This window comes from Anaeromassilibacillus sp. An200 (assembly GCF_002160025.1).
GTDB classification, from domain to species: domain Bacteria; phylum Bacillota; class Clostridia; order Oscillospirales; family Acutalibacteraceae; genus Caccousia; species Caccousia stercoris.
The window spans coordinates 218,250-239,035 of sequence record NZ_NFJU01000001.1 but is presented as its reverse complement, the minus strand read 5'-3'; the positions used below and the strand labels follow the sequence as shown (position 1 = coordinate 239,035).

Here is a 20,786-nt window from a genome sequence, read left to right as displayed (position 1 = left end):
GCGCGCAGCCTTTTTTTGTGACAAAATGTATGCCGCGTCCCTCCTATAATAAGAGAAGCGCAAAAGGGGGCGGGGCTGTGCAGGTGGTGTATGTGGATGTTCTGCTGGGGCTGAATCTATTTATCAATTATTTTCTGCTTCTGGCGGTGGGGAGATTCCTTCATCTGACGGTACGGCGTCTCAGGCTGCTGGGAGGGGCCGCGCTCGGCGCGGCGTATTCCCTCACCATTCTGGCGCCGCCGCTTCCGGCTATTCTCTCTCTGCTGTGCCGTCTGGCGGTTTCCGCGGTCATCATGCTTGCGGCATATCCGCTGCGCTCGCCAAAGCTGCTGCTGCGCGGAGTGACGGCGTTTTATCTGGTGAATTTTGCTTTTGCCGGTTTTCTGCTGGCTTTTTGGTATCTGACGTCCACACAGGGGATTCTGATCCGAAATTCCGTTGTCTATTTCAATCTTTCACCTGTTGTGTTTCTGACGGCAACGGTCCTGGCCTATGGAGCCGTCCGGCTGATCCAGCGCCTGACGGGTCGGGAAGAACCGAAAGCGCTCCTTTGCCGGGTCAGCGCTACCCGTGCGGGGGAAAGTGTCTCGTTTTCGGCGCGGGTGGATACGGGAAACAGTCTGACCGAGCCATTTTCCGGGGCTCCCGTTATCGTTGCGGACGCGGAAGCGGTTGCCGCTCTGATTCCGCCGCAGGAGGAGGGGTGCCGCTTGGTTCCCTACCATACCGTATCCGGCAGCGGTTTGCTGCATGCCTTCCGGCCGGAAAGCCTAATGATCGAGTGTGCCGGAAAGGTGACGAAGCCGCCGCAGGTTTACATAGCCGTCAGTGAACGGCCGGTTTCACAGGATGGATTTCACGCTTTGCTGAATCCGTCTCTTTTGGAATAAAGGAACGTCCCGAGCCTGATTCTGGCCGGAGGCCCCGTGGGACGCCGCTTCACCGGCAGCGGCAAGGAGGGGAAATGAAAAAGTTTGTTTTGGAGTGGGTGCAGCGGCTGGTAAGGCGATTCCTTCAGTGGAAGGCACGGCTGGGATGGACGCAGGATGTTCATTACATCAACGGGCCGGAGACGCTTCCGCCGCCTCTGACACCTGCGCAGGAGGCAGAGGTGATGCAGCGCGTCCGGGAGGGAGTGGAAAATGCCCGGGAACCTCTCATCACACATAATCTGCGCCTGGTGGTTTACATAGCCAAGAAATTTGATTCCAGCGGGGCGGGAATGGAAGATTTGATCTCGATCGGTACGATCGGGTTGATCAAAGCGGTCAATACCTTTTGCCCGGAACGTAATATCAAGCTGGCTACCTATGCTTCGCGCTGTATAGAAAATGAGATTCTGATGTTCCTGCGAAAAAACTCTCAGCTTCGCAACGAGGTTTCCATCGACGATCCGCTGAATGTGGATTGGGACGGAAACGAACTTCTGCTCTCTGATATTCTGGGCAGCGATCAGGATGCGGTCAATCTTGGAATTGAACAGGAAGTGGAACGGAATCTGCTGCTTACCGCTGTTTCCCATCTGCCGCCGAGGGAACGGAAGATCATGGAGCTTCGTTTTGGTTTGGGGCGGGCTCAGGAGCACACGCAGAAGGAGGTGGCGGATACTCTCGGGATCTCCCAGTCCTATATTTCTCGTCTGGAAAAGCGGATTATTGAGCGGCTGCGGCATGATTTGGAGAGAGTAGGATAGTGGTTTTGGCGTATGTTTCCAAAAAAAATTGCAGGATTGCACAAATGATTTTGCAAAATACTCTTGCACAGAACGGGAGGAATCCGCTATAATAAAAGTAACTTAATTGCAGGACAAAGGCGTCCGCGAAGCCGGGAACGGCTCTCGCGGACGCCTTTTTGCGCTGCAAAAGGAGGAACCCGCATGCGGTGGAACATGAAACAGCGAGAGAAAACAGCTTCCTTTTTTCCCATTCCGTCCGGTAATTGCCGCTAATAAATTGGATGGCTGTGAGCGGTGAGGTAACAGAAAAAGCTGAGCACAGGATGCGAACGGCATCCAGACTCAGCTTGGTGAGAAGAAAGGATGAAAAAGATGTGCACGGTACTCGCTTATTTTGGAACGGATCTTTCGCGGGAGGAATTTGAAACATATCTGGCAAGAACGCAGGAGAGAGGGCCGGACGATTCAAAAACAGTGGTTCTGCCGCAGGGAGGCTTTCTGGGCTTTCAGCGTCTTGCCATTATGGGGCTTTCGCCCGAAGGAATGCAGCCGTTTCAGCTGGGGAACAGCTGGGCGATCTGTAACGGTGAACTGTACGGCTTTCGCAGGATGAAGCAGGAGCTGGAGGAAAAAGGTTACTCGTTTCAGAGTGGATCGGACTGTGAATTGATTCTGCCGCTGTACCGGGAGTACGGAACAGATTTGTTCCGCCGTCTTGACGCGGAATTCGCATGTGTGATCTATGATGGGGAGGAAAAATGCGTGATTGCTGCCCGTGACCCCATTGGAATCCGGCCGCTATTTTATGGGTACAGCGCGTCCGGCGGTCTTGCAGTGGCCAGCGAGGCGCGCAGTCTGGTAGGATGGGTGGAAAAAATCCGTCCTTTCCCGCCGGGATGTTATTTGAAAAACGGCAGATTTCACCGCTATCGCGATCCCGCTGCCTTTGATCGCCGCTGTCCGGATACCGGAGAGGCGCTGTTCCGTGGAATTCGTGACCGTCTGATCGCGGCGGTGGAGAAACGCCTGGACGCTGATGCTCCTTTGGGATTCCTTCTGTCCGGCGGCTTGGACAGTTCTCTGGTTTGCTCCATCGCGGCCAGAAAGAGCAAAAAGCCGATCCGCACCTTTGCCATCGGAATGGAAAAGGACGCCATCGATCTGAAATATGCCAGACAGGTAGCGGACTATCTTGGAGCGGAGCATACAGAATTTTTTATGACACCTGAAATGGTAAAAGAAAGCCTGCCGGATGTTATCGCACGTCTCGGTACTTATGACATCACCACTATCCGCGCCAGCATGGGTATGTATCTTCTTTGCCGTGAGATCCATCAAAAGACCAACGTGCGCGTCCTTTTGACCGGTGAGGTATCCGATGAGCTGTTTGGATACAAATACACCGATTTTGCCCCTTCCGCTGAAGCGTTTCAGGAAGAAAGCTGCAAACGTGTGCGGGAGCTGTATGCTTATGACGTTTTACGTGCCGATCGCTGCATTGCGGACAACAGCATTGAAGCGCGCGTACCGTTTGGGGATCTCGAATTTGTCCGCTATGTGATGAGCATCGATCCCGAGCAGAAACGGAACCATTACGGAAAGGGAAAATATCTGCTCCGCAAGGCTTTTGAGGGAGACTGGCTCCCGGAAGAGATCCTGTGGAGAGAGAAAGCGGCGTTCAGCGATGCGGTGGGACACAGCATGGTGGACGATCTCAAGGAATATGCCGCGCAGATGACAGACGGGGAGAATTGGCACGCTGTGTGCCGGGAATTCTCACCGGTTCCGCCGTTTACGCAGGAATCGCTGCTGTACCGCCGGATCTTTGAGAAATTCTATCCCGGCCAGGGAGCGATGATCCCTGGTTTCTGGATGCCGAATCCGGAGTGGGAAGGCTGCCGTGTGGACGATCCGTCCGCGCGTGTTTTGAAAAATTACGGCGACAGCGGGAAATAATAAAAGCAATCACAGCAACGGAAAATTCGGAGGGAACGGTATGGCAAAATATATTTTTGTGACAGGCGGCGTTGTTTCGGGTCTTGGAAAAGGGATCTCCGCGGCGTCTCTGGGAAGGCTTCTCAAGGCGCGGGGACTTCGTGTCGCGGCGCAGAAGCTGGACCCATATATGAATGTGGATCCGGGAACGATGAGCCCCTATCAGCACGGGGAGGTTTTTGTGACCGAGGACGGAGCGGAGACCGATCTGGATTTGGGACATTACGAGCGCTTCATTGATGAGAATCTGAACAAGCTCTCCAACCTGACCTCCGGGCGTGTCTACTGGAATGTGTTGAACAAGGAACGGCGCGGAGAATATCTTGGCAGCACGGTTCAGGTGATCCCGCATGTCACAGGAGAAATCAAGGAATTCGTCTATGGGCTTGGGAAAATGACGGATGCCGATGTGGTCATCACCGAGATCGGCGGAACAATCGGAGATATCGAGAGCCAGCCGTTTCTCGAAGCGATCCGCCAGATTTCCCGTGAGGTGGGGCGGCACAACTGCCTGTTTCTCCATGTTGTCCTCGTCCCGTATCTCAAGTGCTCCGGAGAACACAAGACGAAACCGGCGCAGCATTCTGTGCGCGAACTTCAGGGGATGGGAATTATGCCGGACATCATCATTGCGCGCTGTGACGAGCCGCTGGAAAACGGCATACGTCAAAAGATAGCCCTGTTCTGTGACGTGGAACCAGAGTGTGTGATCGAAAATCAGACGCTGGGAAGCCTGTATGACGTTCCGCTGATGCTGCATGAGGCGGGCCTGGATGGGATTGTGTGCCGAAAGCTCGGTTTCGACGTACCGGAACCCTCTCTTGAGGACTGGCGCGCATTGTGCGGACGGATTGCCAACGCGGAACGAAGTGTGTCCGTTGCGATTGTCGGCAAATATACACAGCTTCACGATGCGTATCTCTCCGTCGCGGAGGCTCTGCGCCATGGCGGCTATGAGCATGGGATCAAAGTCAATCTGCACTGGATTGAATCCGAGGAGCTGGAAAACCGGGAGCCTGCGGAGGTACTCGAGGGCATGGATGCAATTTTGATCCCCGGAGGCTTTGGCGAGCGGGGGATCGAGGGGATGATCGCTGCCGCCCGGTACGCGCGGGAGAATGGCGTTCCGTATTTTGGAATCTGTCTGGGAATGCAGATTGCCGTGATTGAGTTTGCCCGCGATTGTGCCGGGTTGACCGAAGCGCACTCGCGCGAATTTGCCCCCGCCTCGGAGCAGGCGGTGATTGACCTGATGCCCGATCAGCGCGGCAATCTGCCCAAGGGAGGCACAATGCGTCTCGGTGGGTATCCCTGTGAACTTCAGGAGGGGAGCCGTCTTCGGGAGATCTATGGCCAGGAATCCATTGTGGAGCGTCACCGCCATCGGTATGAGGTCAGCAATGCATATCGCGATCGTCTGGCCGCGGCAGGCCTGCGGTTCAGCGGAATGTCGCCCGATCACCGCCTGGTCGAGGCGATCGAACTGCCGGATCATCCGTTCTTTGTCGGTGTGCAGTATCATCCGGAGTTTAAATCCCGCCCCAACCGCGCGCATCCGATTTTTCGTTCCTTCATTGAAGCGGCGTGGGAGAGGAAGAAATAAATGCTCTCTTTTCTTTGCAAAAGGATCATGGTATAATACTTTCAAATAAGCTCTGAGCGGCCGTTCAGCATCCAAAAACACATTGACCGGGTGACCGGGGAAAGCGTGCACGGCCTGGTTGCCGCAGGTGCGGTCTAGCAGAGCAACATGGAAGGCGCGGAATTCCACGCCGGAAAGGATTTTGTATCATGAAACCTTTTTCTCAGATTGAGTATGTCCGCCCGGACCTGGAAGGAATGCTTGCCCGTCTGGATGAGCTTACAGCTCAGGCCGCGAATGCCGCGAGCGGAGAAGAGCTTCTGGCGGTTTGTGATGAATGTGACAAGCTGTGCCAGCAGTTTATGACTGATTCCAGCCTGTCCTATGTACGGTATTCGATTAACACCAAGGATGAGTTCTACGCAAAAGAGAATGATTTCTATGATGAGAACAGTCCCCGGTTCAACGACAAAGGGCTGGCTTTCTCCCGTGCGGTGCTGGCGAATCCGCACAAGCAGGCTCTGGCGGATCGGTACGGCCAGATCTATCTGGATAAGCTGGAGCAGAGTGTGCGCTGTGCCATCCCGGAGATTCTGCCGCTGATGCAGAAGGAAAACGCCCTGGTCAGCCAGTATCAGAAGCTGTATGCTTCGGCGATGGTGGAATTTGAGGGGCAGACCCTGCCGCTGCCCAAACTGGGGCCTTACAAGCAGAGCACCGATCGCGCGGTGCGTAAGGCCGCTTATGAGGCGGAAGGAAAATTCTTCGACGACCATCAGGCGGAATTTGATGAGCTGTATACCAAGCTGATCGAAAACCGCAATGAGCAGGCCCGTGCGATGGGGTATGAGAACTATGTTCCCCTGTCCTATCTGCGGATGCAGCGTCTGGGCTATGGCCGCAAAGAGGTGGAAGCTTACCGTGAGCAGGTAGTGCGCGACATAGTGCCGCTGGTGGCCCGCATGAAGGCGCGGCAGGCGGAGCGCTGCGGCCTGACCGATCCGAAGTTCTACGACAGCGCGCTTTATTTTGCCGATGGCAATCCCAATCCCACCGGTACCCCCGAGGAAATTCTGGCGGCAGGACGCACCATGTATCATGAACTGAGTCCTGAGACGGCGGAATTCATTGATTTTCTGATGGACAATGAGCTGCTGGATGTTCTGAGCCGGCCGGGCAAAGCGCCGGGTGGATACTGCACTCATTTTCCGATGCTGAAAGCGCCCTTTATTTTCAGCAACTTCAACGGTACTTCCGGGGATGTGGATGTGCTGACCCATGAGGCGGGCCACGCATTCCAGGCATACCGTGCTATGCAGCAGGATTTGCCGGGTGAGCTGCAAGGCCCGGGTTTGGAAAGCTGCGAGATTCACAGTATGAGCATGGAGTTTTTGACGACCCCTTGGCATCATCTGTTCTTCGGGCCGCAGACCGATAAGTATGCTCTGTATCACGCAGAGGACGCGCTGAGCTTTTTGCCCTACGGATGTATGGTAGACGAGTTCCAGCACATTGTATACAGCCACCCGGAGCTGACGCCCGAGCAGCGCAACGAGGAATGGCTGAAGCTGGAGAAAAAGTACCGTCCTTGGAATAACGTGGAGGGAATGTCCTTCTACGGACGCGGCGCGGGCTGGCAGCGTCAGCTTCACATTTATCAGTATCCGTTCTATTACATTGACTATTGCCTGGCGCAGACAGTGGCGCTGCAATTCTTTGCTGCCTTCCTGAAGGATCCGAAGGATGCCTGGCAGCGGTATCTGGCTTTGGTGGACAAGGCCGGGACCCGGACATACGCGGATCTCGTCGGAAGTGCGGGTCTTGTGGTTCCTTTCACAGACGGTTCCCTTGCCCCTGTGGCAAAAGCCGTCAGCGACTGGATCGATACGCATCAGCTGTAAAAAAGAGAGTCTGAAATCAAATCAGGCGGGACACCCGTTTCGGGTGTCCCGCCTGATTTATTATCTTTGTTTCAGGGAAGCAAAGGACCTGCCGCAGGGCCTGCCGGAGACGGAGAATAAAGATATTCGATTTCCGCGTCAATCTGTTCCCGCTGCTGTTTGCTTTCTTCCTTTTTCAGAACCGCGGCGGCAAAACCGGAGATAAAGGAACTGTCATCGATCTGCCCCAGCTGGTATTGATATTCCAAATTTTTCTTTTCCAGTTCGTTCTGCTCCTCCTGCATTTGCAGGGAATAACGCTTTGCCAGCAGAGCGTCATAGGCAAGGCCGGAAGGGGTCAGGGTTCCTGTGTAGAGAGCATATTGCAGCTCTGCCTTTCCAGGTTTTTCCCCAAGCAGCTTGAGGGAAGCTTCCGCCTGCTTTTTCTGCCATTCGTACTGCTCTTTTTTCAGTTTGAGCGCCGATTCCTGGCTTTTCAGCTCCGACCATTGTGCGTAGGCCTGTGAAGCTGTGCCGGATTGGTACAGATATGCTGCGGCGCCGGGTCCTTCATAGAGACGCAGCTGCTCTTTTACAGCTTTCTCCTGCATCTCATAAAGCTTTTTGTAAGCCTCGGCTTCTGCAAACTGCGTCCAAAGCTCGCTGCTGCTTACAGTGACGGTCTGAGTTTCTTCTATCCCAACCTCCTCGTGTCTGGGAAGGGCATAAACCGATGAGGCGGATCCGGCTACCATGAGAGCGGAGAAAATGACGCAGAGAAGACGTTTCATGTTTTTTCCCCTTTCATACATAATACATAAAAACTCAGGCTTTCGTTTCGCCCTTGTTTTTGATTAACTCACTCAATTCTTCCATAAAGCTGTGGATATCTTTAAATTGACGGTACACAGAGGCAAAGCGAACATAGGCCACTTCATCGATATCCTTGAGCCGATCCATTGCATATTTTCCGATCCGGCTGGAAGGGATTTCGCGTTCCAGGGAATTTTGAAGTGTATTTTGAATTTCATCGACAACGTTTTCCAGTGTGTCAAGGGAGACAGGGCGCTTTTCACAGGCGCGAAGAAGGCCATTGAGAAGCTTGTTCCGATCAAAGGTTTCCCGTGAGCGATCCTTCTTGATCACCACAACGGGAACAGTTTCCACCACCTCATAAGTGGTAAAGCGTTTTCCGCATTTCAGACATTCCCGTCTGCGGCGAATTCGTTCGCCCTCATCCGTAGGGCGGGAGTCAACGACCTTGCTTTCCTCATAGCTGCAATATGGACATTTCATTTTTCTTTCCTTCCTGCCCCGCACTGCGCCCAGTACGCGGACGAAAAACCGATGCCGTGACAGACGCTCTGTGGGCACGATTTTCACACGATCCCAAATGCTTCCTTATGTGCTCTCATTCTATCATATCTTTGCTTTTTTTGCAATTTTGTTTTTGGGAATGATACAGTTTTTCGCTGAAAATGCAGGGGAATTACAAAATATTTTCCGGTGTGGGACGATCGATCCAGCGAAGGGAATCGATTTGTGCCAGTGCGCGCTCACATTCGGAAGCCAGCTGGTCGAAGGTTCCGTACCGGGCCAGCGGGGGAAGGGCGCTGAGGGTGCGTCCCAGTTCCTCAACCCGCGTGTGCGCGGTATACACACAAAGCGGGCCGCGCGCAGACTCCCATTCCTGTATGGCGGCAAGTGTATGCGATTCCGCGAGAGAAGCATTCCCCTGTTCGCTTGCTTTGACGGCGGCCCGGACCTCCTGCTCCAAAAGATCCGTCGTGCGTCCGGTATGCCAGCCCTGCCAAAAGCAGAGTGCTGCGGCGCAGAAAAAAAGGATTGCTGCAGCCCAGAGACGTTTCATTCCTAATTCCTCCCTTCCTTTTTTACAATATGGAACTGACCGGCTGTGTTTGCTGTCATCAAAAAAATATCTTTTGCGGAAAGATTTTTACCGCGCAGAATGCCTTCCAGCCATCCGTGACTTTTGCGAATCAGCTGCAATGAAAAATCAGAGACAACCCCATCGCTGACCACAACGGCTTCTATTCCGTTATCAGGCGGGATCAATCCACAGAGTTCCGCGGAAGGAACATCCTTACCCGGCTTTTTGACAATGCTCATCCGTCCGTTGGTTTCCACGATTGCATAGGCGACATCCTCCAGGCAGAAAATATCCTTCTGCCGAAGCTCTTCGCAGAGATCCTCCGTTGTCATGCGCAGCCGGCGAAGCTCGCTCTGGACGATGGAGCCGTCGTTGATGACCACAATGGGCCGGCCGCAGATCAGACTGCGCAGGCGGGTGCTTTTCAGCATGATGACGGAAGTGACAATCTCGCAAAAAACCAGAATGGCAATGGGGAGCAAGCCGCTCAAAAGCGGTTGTCCCGTGTCCTGCATGGGAATTGCGGCGATATCGGAGATTAAAAGCGTTACCACCAGCTCGCTGGTTTGCAGTTCGCTGATCTGCCGTTTTCCCATCAGGCGCACCGCTCCCAGAATGACAGCGTAGAGCAGAAGCGTACGAATCAGGGAGATTGTCATGGCAAGTCCTCCTTTGCATAGTGCAGAGCCAATTTCTGAGGATATTCTTTCCCGCGAAATTGTGCTTATTCCGCATAAAACAGCGCTCCCCGGCGAACATTACCAAAAAGCTTCGTTCTCATGTCCGGGATAAGGAGGAGGTTGGAGGATGTTTGCCGTTTCCCTGAAAGAGAATCTGGAACGCTTTCAGTCTGATTTTGACGGAAGCATTGACTTTATTACGCGCCGTCTGCGAATCGCGGGGGTGGAGGCAGCCTTTCTGAGCATGGAAGGCATGGTAAACAAACAGATTGCGGCGCAGAGCGTGCTCACGCCGGTTATGAACGCAGAGTTTCCCAGCGGGGATCCTCCAGAGAAATTTGCTTATTTGCGGGATTGTGTGCTGTCCGCTGTGGATCAGAAGGAGGTGTTTGAGTATACAGAATCGCTGAACCTTCTCATGAGCGGGTTTGCGGTCCTGCTGATGGATGGCTGCCGCAGTGTGCTGGCCATCGGCCTTCAGGGATTTTCCTTCCGCAGTGTGGGCGAGCCGCAGAACGAAAGTATGCAGCATGGCGCGCGGGAAGGGTTTGTGGAGCCGGTGCAGATCAACATGACGCTGCTTCGCCGCCGTCTGAAAACACCGCAGCTGAAATTTGAAAAGCTGATGGCAGGCAGGGAGAGCAGCACATTTCTCTGTCTCTGCTACCTGCGCGATCGTGCATCGCCGGAGCTTGTGCGGGCTGTCCGCAGGCAGGTGGCGCAGATGGATCTGGACGCCGTGCTGGCAGCGGGATATGTCACGCCCTTTTTCCGCAGGCCGGGTGCATTTTCCCTGTTCAATACAGTCGGTGTATCGGAACGTCCTGATACGGTGTGCGGCAAAATAGAGGAAGGCCGCGTAGCTTTACTGATTGACGGCACACCAAATGTAGTTATCCTTCCGCATCTGTTTCTGGAAAATTTTCAGAGCTTTGACGATTACGCCAACCGTCCGTTTTACGCGGCTTTTACCCGGATTCTGAAACTGATTGCTTTTTTCCTTGCCATGTTTTTCCCCGGGTTTTATGTGGCGGCTTCCACGTTTCATCCGGAGCTGATCCCGGAGCCGCTTCTTTTGAAAATCGCCCAATCGGAGCTGAATACCCCATTTTCCATTATGCTGGAAGCCATCGTGATCCATATCATTTATGAAATCATGAGGGAAGCCGGTTTGCGCGCCCCAAAGGTGCTGGGGCACGCGGTCAGCATCGTCGGCGCGCTTGTCATTGGGGACGCGGCGGTCAATTCCGGTCTGGTGGGAGCCCCCACACTGATGGTGATCGCGGTGACAGCTATTTCCTCTTATCTGGTACCGTCCCTGTATGAGCCGGTGGCAATCTGCCGGCTGATCCTTATTTTGATCGGGGGAACCATCGGGTTTTGGGGATTGATGACGGCCATGTTTTTGATGACGGCGAATCTCTGTTCCGAGGCTTCGTTTGGGGTTCCGTTCGGCGCGCCGGTATCACCATTTGGAAAGGCGTCTATGCGCGACGCGGTCCTGCGGGCAGGATGGAAAAAGCTCGGAAAACGTGTGGAAAAAATACAGGATCTGCCGGGCTCGACGCTCGACCCGTAACGGATCCGGGAAAGGTCGGATACGATGCAGCAGGCTGGTGTGAATAAAATCGGAGCAGGACAGCTTTTTTTGACTCTGTTTGTGGAGCGTCTTGTCTTTTTGCTGTCCATGAATACGGTTTTGGCGGGAGGGGAATCCCTTCAGGAGCTGATCCCGTCTTGTCTGGCTTCCTATCTTCTTCAATTTCTTCTTTTTCTTCCGCTGTGGCTGCTGCACCGCCGCAGACCGGATCAGAATCTTTTGCAGGTGGCAAAATCGCTTCTGGGACGCTTTGGGTTTCTTTTTTTACCGCTTTATGCGCTGTACTTTTTATTCTTTGCCGCGTATTCGCTTTCTCTCCTTCAGCTTTTTATGGCAAATATTATGGAACCGCACGCTTCCCTTGCGCTGATTGCTATTGTCACGGCGCTTTCGGCTTCGTATGCGGCGTGGAAAGGAATAGAAACAATCGGCCGTACAGGGGCGATCGTTTCCGTCTTTGCAGCGTGCAGCCTTGCGGCAATTTTCCTTTTTCTGAGCATAAAAATAAACCCGCTGAATTTCGTGCCGTTTTTTGAGGATGGGGGAAAGCAGGCAGCGTCCGGCATCCTGCTTCTTTTGGCACGGAGCGATGGGCTGACCGCGATTGCTTTTCTGGGCGCGCAGACGCGGGGAAAACTGGGCCGCGGCTTTGTGATTTGGAATACGGTGGTGTACGCCGTCATTGCGGGACTGCTCGCCGTCATGACAGGGGCGATGGGAGCCTATCTGGGTGATCAGCTTTTCCCGTTTTACGCGGCCGCTTCCTTTACGGAAATGGGGGCAGTGCAGGGGATGGACGCCGTTTTGATCGGTATCTGGATTTTCTGTATGCTGGTCAAGCTTTCGACCGATCTGTATCTGCTGCGCCTGTGTGTGGAGAGTGCAGCGTCTCGCGCGGGAAAATGGTCCGTGATCGCGGGCGCGGTTTTGACGGCGGGGCTGTCTCTTGCCATTTGTTCGATGCGGGGGTTACAGAAGCTGTTTTATGGATCCGGCCTGTTTCTGCCGTTTACGCTGGTTTGTGCTGTTGCAATTCCGCTCCTTCTCCTGATCTGTGACCTGGTTCGCCGAAGGAAAGCGGAGAACAAGGGGAAAAAGGGAAAAGCAAAGAAGGCAGCAGCGCTTTTGCTTTCGATGCTCTTTGTACTTTCGGTATCCGGATGCCGGGAACAGATCCGTCTGAACCGCCGTCTTTTGATTGAAGGAATCGGAATCGACCGCCAGGGGGAAACCTTTCTTCTCACGGTGCAGTCCACTAAAATTACAGAAGGAGAGACAAGGGAGGTTTCCGTATATACAGCGGAAGGAGAATCCATTCTGGAGGCGCTTGGTTCGCTGACACTGCAAACCGGACAGGATCCGCTCTACAGCCATGCGCTTGTGGTGGTGTTTGGGCGTTCCTGTGCGGAATCCGGGATTTCCGGGATGCTGGATTTCTTTGTGCGTAATGCGGAGACAAGGCCCAATGCCCAAATTATGATGGCGGAGGGGGAAGCTTCTGAGGTGCTGACGGCGAAGCGGGAGGAAAAAACCGTCTCCGCCAAGGTGCTGGGAGAAATTCTGGAGACGCAAAATATGAACGGAAACATCGCGCGGATTACGCTGACAGACTTTGTCAACCATTTTGGAAACGACGGAGCCAGCCCTTATCTGCCGGTTGTACGATCAACCGATGAGGGAGTGGAAGCAGCAGGGACGGCGCTTCTGGATCAACAGGGGCAACTTCTTGCAGTTCTGGACGAAAAAACAACACGGGGAGCCTTGTATCTTCTGGGAGATTTTGATCGCGGCCTGGAAACGGTAATTCTGCCGGATGATGCCCGCCTGACAGCGGAACTCCATGACCTCAAAACAGACATTGCAGCTTCGGTGCAGGGGGGAGCGCCCACATTTTCCATTTCCATCCGCTGTGCCGCGGATATTGGAGCACTGGATACCGGTATGGATACTCGCTATGGGGAGGCTGCATACGCTGTGATGGAGCAGACACTGGCTCAGGAGATCCAAAAAGAGGCACAGACCGCGCTGGATCTGTGCCTCGGAGAATATGGAGCGGATATTTTTCTGTTAGGCCGCCGCCTGCATCAGGCGAACCCAAAGGAATGGGAGCAGTATGCCGCGCAATGGCCGCAGGCTGTCTCACAAGCGGAAATTTCCGTGCAGGCGAAGGTGGAGATTGCACGTGTCGGACAGGAAGATACGCCTGCAATCGAATAAAGTGTCAGATTTTCTCTGATGTCTCAGGACTCCTCCACTGTCTCATGCGGTTCGCAGGAAAGCTCGCTGAGAATGCGTTCCGCTGCGGCGCGGCGCATAGCGGCTTCAATGGAAAGCTCGGCCGCGAGACGGATCAGCTCGCGGCGGCCGCCGGAGGTGCCGCTGTCAAGCCGGGAACAAACCTCTTCCATGGCGAGCCTTTGCGCCTCACAGAAATTGCCGTACATTTCTTTTTCGCTGCTGTCCTCCAAAAGCAGGTTGATAAGAGAGGAGATGTCCGGGATAGAGAGCGAGGACTTGAGCATGCAAATCATCGTCAGCATAGCCAAGTGCTCACGCGCGTATTTTTTGCGATCAGGCCGGGGAAGGACTCCGGCCTTTACATAATTATTGATCATACTGGAGGTCAGCAGTCCTTCTCCGTTTCGATCAAAGAGCTGCAGCTGCTTTTCCATATAGCTGAGCACCTGATCCATATAAAGGTAGATCTCCGGCATCCTGTCCCAGGGCTGGGGTTCAAAAGCTTCCAGCTCGTGTGACCATTTTTGAATTGCTTCGGCAGAGATGTCCATCTGGTAAAACTCCTTTTTTATCTGTTTGCCGCTGGACTGCGGCAGATTCAGGCGTTATCCTGCTGCTTCTGAGATTCCCGCGCGGAACGCAGCGCGTATTGGCTGGGGGGGATTCCCATGTATTTTTTAAAGACGCGGGAAAAATACAGCTGATCGGAAAAGCCGGTGGAGGAGGCAACCTCTCCGACGGAAAGACGGCCTTCTTCCAGCAGAGCGGCAGCTTTGTTCATCCGGCAGCGCATCAGATATTCGTTCGGGGGAACGGAAATGTTTTCCATAAACAGCCGATAAAGATGGCTGCGGCTGATGCCTACGCTGGCCGCGATATCCTCCACGTCGATGCTGCGTGAATAATTGTATTCGATGAAGCGGGCGGCCTTTTGAACATACTCATATCCGCTGGCGTGGTGCGCGGCGGAGGAGGAACCGAAGGCATCCATCAAATCGGCCAGAAAAAGCAGCAGCCCGGCCTCCACACGCGCTTCGTTGCTGTGTGTGGCGCAGGAAAGATGGCAGATTTGTTCGAGCCGATCCGGCAGTGCCGTCCCGGAAAAATGAAAGACAGGGTTTTCATAGGAAAGGCCGGTTTGTTCCACGAGACGCTTAGCATCCGTACCGTTGAAACCGATCCAGCAGTATTGCCAGGGGGATTCACTGTCCGCCGCATAGGAGGCGACGACACCAGGCGTCAGCAAAAAGCCATCCCCGCCGGAAAGCAGATAATCCTTTCCTCCGAAGGAAAAGACGCCTTTTCCCGAGGTAACGCAGTGAATCAGGTAATGATCACGCACGGCAGGGCCCCAGGCGTGTCCGGCGGAGCATTTCTGGATCCCGCAGCTGTATACGGCAAGCCCGAGACTGCTGTGAAAGGCTTGTTTGAAAGAATGCCGGAATTCGTCGTTTGTCAAAGAAGCTCTCCGCCTTTCTTTTTCTGTGTGAGAGACTGCCGCAGTACGCTTTCCGGCCGTCTGGGAATACTTCTTCATTATATAAAACCTTTTCTTTCTTTTCAATGGTCTTCGGAGAATATGGAAAAAGAAAAAACATTTTATGAAAAATAATTGAAATTGAATTTGCTATCGGTTATAATAATAACAATCTTGTTTTTTTAACCTTTCAAAGCCCGATCCATAACGGCAAACTTTGTCGCTAAAGAGCAAAGGGCCTTGGAAGATCACATAATGAATACTGAGTTAAAGGAGAGTCCGAATTATGCCCATGCTTTTGGCGCTGCAGACCGACGATAAGGTTACGCTTTCGCTGACCATTCTTTTGACCGGTCTTGTGGTTGTATTTCTGGTGTTGATTGTCCTGACGGAGATCATCAAGCTGTATGGTACGCTCGTTTATAACGCGACCAACAAAAACACGAAGCCGAAGCCGGTGGAAAAAGCGCAGGAGCCTGCTCCTGCTCCCGTTTCTGCTCCCGTCCCTGCCGCTCCCGCTGCTCCTGCGGTGGAAGATGGAATTCCCGGGGAAATTGTAGCTGCGATTGCCGCTGCCGTGTACTGCACGGAGGGCGCTTCCGTATCCGCGATCAAATCCATCCGTCGTTCCCGTTCCGCATCGCGTTCGGCCTGGGGAATGGCCGGTGTGATGGAGAACACTCGTCCTTTTTAAGAGACGTGTCAGCGATCCGGTATGGAATCATAGTTAGAAAGGATGATATTTTCCGTGGAGGTTTTGCAAGGCTTTATGGATGCGTTGCAGGGAATCTGGGCAACTTCCGGTTTTCTGGGCAACGATCCCCGTAACTATATCATGATTCTCATTTCCCTTGTTCTCCTGTATCTGGCGATCAAGAAGGAATTTGAACCGTTGCTTCTTCTGCCGATTGCATTCGGCATGCTGCTGGTCAATGTGTTCCCGGGCATTACCGCGACCCCTTCGACCGAGATGCAGCTTGTTACCGATTACATGGCCGCCCATAACGGAGCGGCAGGCAATTATCCCACCGTGATTCTTGAGGGCCTGGAGTATTATCAGATCCCGACCAACGGCGGACTGCTGTACTACCTCTATCAGGGCGTTAAGCTGGGTATTTACCCGCCGCTGATCTTCCTCGGCATCGGTGCAATGACGGACTTCGGTCCTCTGATTGCCAACCCGAAGAGCTTCCTGCTGGGTGCTGCGGCACAGCTTGGCATCTTTATTACTTTCATCGGCGCGATGGCGCTCGGTATTTTTACAGCTCAGGAAGCCGGTTCCATTGCTATCATCGGCGGTGCTGACGGACCGACGGCGATTTATGTCACCTCGATTCTGGCGCCCCATCTGCTTGGCCCCATCGCTGTGGCGGCATATTCGTACATGGCGCTGGTGCCGATTATCCAGCCTCCGATTATGAAGGCTCTGACCACCAAGAAGGAGCGTATGATCGTCATGGAGCAGCTTCGTCCTGTCTCCAAGCTGGAAAAGATTCTGTTCCCGATCATTGTTACCATTCTGATTTCCCTGCTGCTGCCCGATGCAGCTCCGCTGGTGGGTATGCTCATGCTGGGCAACCTGATGCGTGAGAGCGGCGTGGTATCCCGTATTTCCAACACCGCTCAGAACGAGCTGATGAACATCATCACCATCTTCCTCGGTGTTACGGTCGGCGCGACCGCTACGGGTGAAGTCTTCCTGACTCCCCAGACGATCGGTATCATTGTCCTCGGTCTGATTGCGTTTGGCTTCGGTACGGTGGGCGGCGTCCTGTTCGGCAAGCTGATGTGCAAGTTCTCCGGCGGCAAGATCAACCCGTTGATTGGTTCCGCTGGTGTGTCCGCTGTTCCGATGGCGGCTCGTGTTGTACAGAAGGTTGGTCAGAAGGAGAATCCGAGCAACTTCCTGCTGATGCATGCTATGGGCCCGAACGTGGCCGGTGTTATTGGTTCCGCTGTTGCAGCTGGTGTTCTGATCAGCATCCTGAGATGATCACAGTTTCATGAATTGGCTTTTACCCGCACACAAAGAAATGCGTGTGCGGGTAAATTTTTAGGAGGAAATTTTTTGAGCTATTTGACTGATCTGCGGAAAAAGGTTCTGGAAAAAGAATTCAGCCGAATGAATGACCGTCAAAAGGAAGCGGTCTTTCACACGGAGGGCCCTCTTCTGATTCTGGCCGGTGCGGGGAGCGGAAAGACGACGGTGCTGGTAAATCGGATTGCCAATCTAATTCGCTACGGAAAAGCCTATCACAGTGAGGATGAAAGATATCTCACGGAGCAGGACGCTGCCGCGATGCAGGCCTATCTCGACGGCACGTCGCCGCTTCCGGAGGAAACCCGCTCGCATATGGCTTGTTCTCCCTGCCGCCCCTGGCAGGTGCTGGCCATTACCTTCACCAATAAGGCAGCCGGAGAGCTGAAAAACCGCCTGATTTCCATGCTGGGGGAGGAGGGAGGCGAGATCTGGGCCTCCACGTTCCATTCTGCCTGTGCGCGTTTTCTTCGCCAGTTTGGGGATCGTCTGGGCTATACAAGCCACTTTACGATCTATGACACGGACGATTCCAAACGCTTGATGAAGGATTGTCAGCGGGCGCTCAAGATAGAGGATAAGGTGCTCTCCCACAAGGCAATTCTGGGAGAAATTTCCCGTGCCAAGGATAATCTGGTTACTCCTGAGGAATATTTGACTGCCGCCGGGCGGGACAACAGGCTTGTGCTGATTGGACAGGCTTATCAGCTATACCAGCAGGGACTAAAAAAAGCCGACGCCATGGATTTCGATGACTTGATCGCCAATACGGTGCGGCTGTTTCAGGATTGCCCAGATGTTCTGGAACATTTTCAGGATAAATTCCGCTATATCATGGTGGACGAGTATCAGGACACGAACCATGCGCAGTATCTGTTGGTGAAGCTTCTGGCTCAGCGCAACGGAAATCTCTGCGTCGTGGGTGACGATGACCAGAGCATTTATAAATTTCGCGGCGCTACGATTGAGAATATCCTCAGTTTTGAGAAAAGCTTCCCGCAGGCACACACCATCCGGCTGGAACAAAACTACCGCTCAACCCAAACCATTCTTGACGCGGCAAACGCTGTTATCTCAAATAATGTGGAGCGGAAAGGCAAAACCCTGTGGACGGAGAATCCCAAAGGAAAGCCAATTTCGGTCTACACCGCGATCAACGAAATGGGTGAAGCGGAGTATATCACCAAGCAGATTCTCGATGGAGCATCCACACGCAAATTTTCCGATTATGCGGTTCTCTACCGCATGAATTCCCAGTCGAGCACATTGGAGCGCTGCTTTGTCAAATCGGGCGTGCCGTATCGGATGCTCGGCGGACTGCGCTTTTACGAGCGCAAGGAAATCCGGGACATGCTCGCGTATCTGTGTGTGATCAACAATCCGGGAGATGAGATCCGCCTGCGCCGGATTATCAACCAGCCGAAGCGCCAGATCGGCGACAAGACCATTGCGCAGGCGTCGGAGATTGCCGCTGGTCTTGGCGTAAGCCTGTTTGAAGTGATTGCTCATGCGGATGAATATGAACCCCTCAAACGCTCCGCTGCCAAGCTGCTGCAATTTGCTTCCCTGATCCAGGAGCTGATCCAGGCGTCGGATACGCTGGAACTGGGAGATTTGTATGAGCTTCTTCTGGAAAAAACCGCGTACCGGGAATATCTGAGGGAGACGGAGGAGGAAACAGCTCAGGACCGCATTGAAAACATTGGAGAGCTTTTGTCCAACCTGCGCCAGTATGAGCAGGACAACGGGGAGGAAGCTTCGCTGGCCGGGTTCCTTGAGGAAATTTCCCTGATGACAGATGTGGACAACCTCGATGAGAGCGTGGACGCGGTTGTCATGATGACGATGCATTCCGCGAAGGGCTTGGAATTTCCGTGTGTGTTCCTTCCCGGATTTGAGGAAGGGCTTTTCCCGGGCATGCAGGCGATTTATAATCCCCCGGAGATCGAGGAGGAGCGCCGCCTGGCTTATGTGGCGATTACCCGTGCGCGGGAAGAGCTGACCATTGTGAACGCGGAAAGCCGCATGCTCTTTGGCAGCACGAACCGCAACAAGCCTTCCCGTTTCTGTCTGGAGATTCCGGAGGAGCTGACCGATCGTCACCGTGCCAGAGAATGGAAAAAACCGGAACCCGGCATGGCGCTTCCGGTGTCCTACCGCGAAACGCGCGCGGCTTCCGTACAGGCCGCCCGCAATTTCGGCCCCGCCGCTGTAGCCCGGGCGGAAAAGCCTTCCGCTTCCTTCAAGCCAGGGGATGCGGTCTCTCACAAAACCTTTGGAGAGGGTATGATTATTTCTGCATCCCCCATGGGGAATGACGTTTTGCTGGAAATTGCGTTTGAGCGGGTGGGGACCAAAAAGCTGATGGCAAATTTTGCCCGCCTGCAAAAGCTGTGAGAGAAGGAGAAAGAGAAATGAAAAAATTCTGGAAGGAATTCAAAAGCTTTGCGCTCAAAGGAAGTATGATCGATCTGGCAGTCGGTATGATCATTGGCAGCGCGTTCACAGGAATCGTCAATTCGCTTGTCAACGACATTGTGATGCCTGTCCTGAGCCTGATCACCGGCCGCGTGGATTTCAACGATCTCAAGCTGGTGCTGTCCTCAGGGGAAAACGCTTCGAGCATCAACTATGGAAGCTTCCTGACGCAGGTGGTCAATTTCCTGTTGGTGGCCCTTGTGGTTTATATTGTGGTCAAGCAGATCAACCGTGTACGCGATCTGGTGAGCCGCAAAAAAGAGGAAAAACCGGCTGCTCCCACGGAAAAGGAGTGCCCATATTGCCTCTCTAAAATTCCCGTGCTTGCCACGCGCTGCCCGCACTGTACGTCGCGTCTGGATACGCCGGAGAATACATAAGTATCAGACACAAACAAAAGCATCCCTCGGATACGGCGAAGTGTACCGTATCCGAGGGATGCTTTTTGTTTTGAAGGGTGATTGTCAAAGTATTTAGGAACCAGTGGACTGATAATGGCGCAGACCAAAACGGAAAAAGGCGTAACAGGGAATCACAAAGAGAAAACCAAGCAGAGGAAGCAGGCTGAGACGGAAATCATCGGAGCGCCCGATCAGATACAGGAAGGGATAATATTGAAAAAGTGCGATTGGGATGATGTAGGTGTAAAATTTAAGGATGCCCTCACCGTAGACAGAGAGCGGATATCTTCCGAATTCCCGGCTTCCGTCTGTGAAAATGTTCATGAATTCCAGGCCTTCAATCGTGAAAAAGCTTAGTGCCGCATAAAGGATGAAAAGTCCGGAAAAAACAGCGATCCCTCCGATCAGCATCAACAGCAGAGTGAAAATTTTATCCGGAGTCCATGCAATGCCGCTTGCCGGAATAGCGTAAATCAGCATGGCAGCAGCCTGTAAAAAGCGGCCTACCCGGGAGAATTCAATGGTGGAGGTCAGCACCTGGAAAATTTCTCCGCGGGGACGCACCAGAATGCGATCCAGATTGCCGCTTTGAATGAGCCGGGGAAAGACGTCAAAGCCCCGGACAAAACATTCAGTCAGGGAAAAGGAGGTAAGAATCACGGAAAAACAGATCAAGATTTCCGAAAAAGAATAGTCCTGCACCGTGTGAAAACGGGTGAACAGAAAGAAGATGCTGAGGAAGGCGGTGAAGGAGACGAGAAACTGTCCCAGCGCCATCATGAAAAAGGATGCCTTGTACTGCATCTGACATTTCAGCTGCATGGCGACAAATTTAAAATAAAGCTTCATTT

18 protein-coding genes are annotated in these 20,786 nt (G+C 53.4%); 11 read left to right on the top strand and 7 right to left on the bottom strand.

Annotated features, from left to right (window positions below):
* The first annotated feature begins 77 nt into the window (after positions 1–77).
* The 5 genes from B5F35_RS01125 to B5F35_RS01105 all read left to right on the top strand — a co-directional run bounded on the left by B5F35_RS01125 (position 78) and on the right by B5F35_RS01105 (position 7,153).
* Positions 78–890 carry a sigma-E processing peptidase SpoIIGA gene (locus B5F35_RS01125; RefSeq protein WP_162611285.1) on the top strand — a complete coding sequence of 271 codons (813 nt, stop codon included), beginning with the start codon at positions 78–80 and terminating at the stop codon, positions 888–890.
* Between the two features lie 74 nt (positions 891–964).
* Entirely contained in the window at positions 965–1,693 is a 729-nt protein-coding gene (gene sigE, locus B5F35_RS01120; protein ID WP_087237201.1) for an RNA polymerase sporulation sigma factor SigE, read from the top strand.
* A 354-nt stretch (positions 1,694–2,047) separates the two neighbouring features.
* Positions 2,048–3,631 carry an asparagine synthase B gene (asnB, locus tag B5F35_RS01115; RefSeq protein WP_087237266.1) on the top strand — a complete coding sequence of 528 codons (1,584 nt, stop codon included), beginning with the start codon at positions 2,048–2,050 and terminating at the stop codon, positions 3,629–3,631.
* 40 nt (positions 3,632–3,671) lie between these two features.
* Positions 3,672–5,273: a CTP synthase gene (pyrG, locus tag B5F35_RS01110; protein WP_087237199.1), complete on the top strand. Its 1,602-nt coding sequence runs from the start codon at positions 3,672–3,674 to the stop codon at positions 5,271–5,273.
* 188 nt (positions 5,274–5,461) lie between these two features.
* Positions 5,462–7,153: a M3 family oligoendopeptidase gene (locus B5F35_RS01105; protein ID WP_087237197.1), complete on the top strand. Its 1,692-nt coding sequence runs from the start codon at positions 5,462–5,464 to the stop codon at positions 7,151–7,153.
* 71 nt (positions 7,154–7,224) lie between these two features.
* Here the strand turns inward: B5F35_RS01105 and B5F35_RS01100 are convergent, their stop codons facing one another.
* The 4 genes from B5F35_RS01100 to B5F35_RS01085 form a co-directional block, all read right to left on the bottom strand.
* A complete protein-coding gene (locus B5F35_RS01100; protein ID WP_087237195.1) occupies positions 7,225–7,923 on the bottom strand; it encodes a hypothetical protein in 699 nt (232 codons plus the stop codon).
* 34 nt (positions 7,924–7,957) lie between these two features.
* Positions 7,958–8,428 carry a transcriptional regulator NrdR gene (nrdR, locus tag B5F35_RS01095; protein WP_087237193.1) on the bottom strand — a complete coding sequence of 157 codons (471 nt, stop codon included), beginning with the start codon at positions 8,426–8,428 and terminating at the stop codon, positions 7,958–7,960.
* A gap of 193 nt (positions 8,429–8,621) precedes the next feature.
* A complete protein-coding gene (locus B5F35_RS01090) occupies positions 8,622–9,002 on the bottom strand; it encodes a DUF4363 family protein (protein ID WP_087237191.1) in 381 nt (126 codons plus the stop codon).
* Between the two features lie 2 nt (positions 9,003–9,004).
* Entirely contained in the window at positions 9,005–9,682 is a 678-nt protein-coding gene (locus B5F35_RS01085) for a DUF421 domain-containing protein (protein ID WP_087237189.1), read from the bottom strand.
* Between the two features lie 148 nt (positions 9,683–9,830).
* On the opposite strand from B5F35_RS01085, the gene B5F35_RS01080 reads away from it, so the two are divergent.
* Together B5F35_RS01080 and B5F35_RS01075 are read left to right on the top strand one after the other, a co-directional pair.
* On the top strand, positions 9,831–11,282 hold the full coding sequence (locus B5F35_RS01080; RefSeq protein WP_087237187.1) for a spore germination protein: 1,452 nt from the start codon (positions 9,831–9,833) through the stop codon (positions 11,280–11,282).
* 39 nt (positions 11,283–11,321) lie between these two features.
* Positions 11,322–13,520, top strand: a complete 2,199-nt coding sequence (locus tag B5F35_RS01075; protein ID WP_162611284.1) for a Ger(x)C family spore germination protein — start codon at positions 11,322–11,324, stop codon at positions 13,518–13,520.
* Between the two features lie 23 nt (positions 13,521–13,543).
* Here the strand turns inward: B5F35_RS01075 and B5F35_RS01070 are convergent, their stop codons facing one another.
* The gene (locus tag B5F35_RS01070; protein WP_087237184.1) at positions 13,544–14,092 is read right to left on the bottom strand and encodes a DUF1836 domain-containing protein; all 549 of its coding nucleotides are present in this window, start codon (positions 14,090–14,092) and stop codon (positions 13,544–13,546) included.
* A gap of 47 nt (positions 14,093–14,139) precedes the next feature.
* On the bottom strand, positions 14,140–15,000 hold the full coding sequence (locus B5F35_RS01065) for an AraC family transcriptional regulator (protein WP_087237264.1): 861 nt from the start codon (positions 14,998–15,000) through the stop codon (positions 14,140–14,142).
* 304 nt (positions 15,001–15,304) lie between these two features.
* On the opposite strand from B5F35_RS01065, the gene B5F35_RS01060 reads away from it, so the two are divergent.
* The 4 genes from B5F35_RS01060 (at position 15,305) to mscL (ending at position 19,914) form a co-directional block, all read left to right on the top strand.
* Positions 15,305–15,712: an OadG family transporter subunit gene (locus B5F35_RS01060; RefSeq protein ID WP_087237182.1), complete on the top strand. Its 408-nt coding sequence runs from the start codon at positions 15,305–15,307 to the stop codon at positions 15,710–15,712.
* Positions 15,713–15,766: 54 nt separating this feature from the next.
* Positions 15,767–17,011, top strand: coding sequence for a sodium ion-translocating decarboxylase subunit beta (locus B5F35_RS01055; protein ID WP_442856404.1), 1,245 nt, complete (start codon positions 15,767–15,769; stop codon positions 17,009–17,011).
* Between the two features lie 75 nt (positions 17,012–17,086).
* Positions 17,087–19,453, top strand: coding sequence for an ATP-dependent helicase (locus B5F35_RS01050; protein WP_330396258.1), 2,367 nt, complete (start codon positions 17,087–17,089; stop codon positions 19,451–19,453).
* Between the two features lie 17 nt (positions 19,454–19,470).
* Positions 19,471–19,914 (top strand): large conductance mechanosensitive channel protein MscL, encoded by a 444-nt coding sequence (mscL, locus tag B5F35_RS01045; RefSeq protein ID WP_087237180.1) that lies wholly within the window; start codon positions 19,471–19,473, stop codon positions 19,912–19,914.
* 93 nt (positions 19,915–20,007) lie between these two features.
* Here the strand turns inward: mscL and B5F35_RS01040 are convergent, their stop codons facing one another.
* On the bottom strand, positions 20,008–20,784 hold the full coding sequence (locus B5F35_RS01040; protein ID WP_087237178.1) for an ABC transporter permease: 777 nt from the start codon (positions 20,782–20,784) through the stop codon (positions 20,008–20,010).
* Positions 20,785–20,786: the final 2 nt, after the last annotated feature.

What these genes read in the sequence shown, in the direction of transcription:
- sigE (WP_087237201.1), top strand. Translation starts at nt 965, where the DNA reads ATGAAAAAGTTTGTTTTGGAGTGGGTGCAGCGGCTGGTAAGGCGATTC.
- asnB (WP_087237266.1), top strand. Translation starts at nt 2,048, where the DNA reads ATGTGCACGGTACTCGCTTATTTTGGAACGGATCTTTCGCGGGAGGAA.
- pyrG (WP_087237199.1), top strand. Translation starts at nt 3,672, where the DNA reads ATGGCAAAATATATTTTTGTGACAGGCGGCGTTGTTTCGGGTCTTGGA.
- B5F35_RS01105 (WP_087237197.1), top strand. Translation starts at nt 5,462, where the DNA reads ATGAAACCTTTTTCTCAGATTGAGTATGTCCGCCCGGACCTGGAAGGA.
- B5F35_RS01100 (WP_087237195.1), bottom strand. Translation starts at nt 7,923, where the DNA reads ATGAAACGTCTTCTCTGCGTCATTTTCTCCGCTCTCATGGTAGCCGGA.
- nrdR (WP_087237193.1), bottom strand. Translation starts at nt 8,428, where the DNA reads ATGAAATGTCCATATTGCAGCTATGAGGAAAGCAAGGTCGTTGACTCC.
- B5F35_RS01090 (WP_087237191.1), bottom strand. Translation starts at nt 9,002, where the DNA reads ATGAAACGTCTCTGGGCTGCAGCAATCCTTTTTTTCTGCGCCGCAGCA.
- B5F35_RS01085 (WP_087237189.1), bottom strand. Translation starts at nt 9,682, where the DNA reads ATGACAATCTCCCTGATTCGTACGCTTCTGCTCTACGCTGTCATTCTG.
- B5F35_RS01080 (WP_087237187.1), top strand. Translation starts at nt 9,831, where the DNA reads ATGTTTGCCGTTTCCCTGAAAGAGAATCTGGAACGCTTTCAGTCTGAT.
- B5F35_RS01070 (WP_087237184.1), bottom strand. Translation starts at nt 14,092, where the DNA reads ATGGACATCTCTGCCGAAGCAATTCAAAAATGGTCACACGAGCTGGAA.
- B5F35_RS01060 (WP_087237182.1), top strand. Translation starts at nt 15,305, where the DNA reads ATGCCCATGCTTTTGGCGCTGCAGACCGACGATAAGGTTACGCTTTCG.
- mscL (WP_087237180.1), top strand. Translation starts at nt 19,471, where the DNA reads ATGAAAAAATTCTGGAAGGAATTCAAAAGCTTTGCGCTCAAAGGAAGT.
- B5F35_RS01040 (WP_087237178.1), bottom strand. Translation starts at nt 20,784, where the DNA reads ATGAAGCTTTATTTTAAATTTGTCGCCATGCAGCTGAAATGTCAGATG.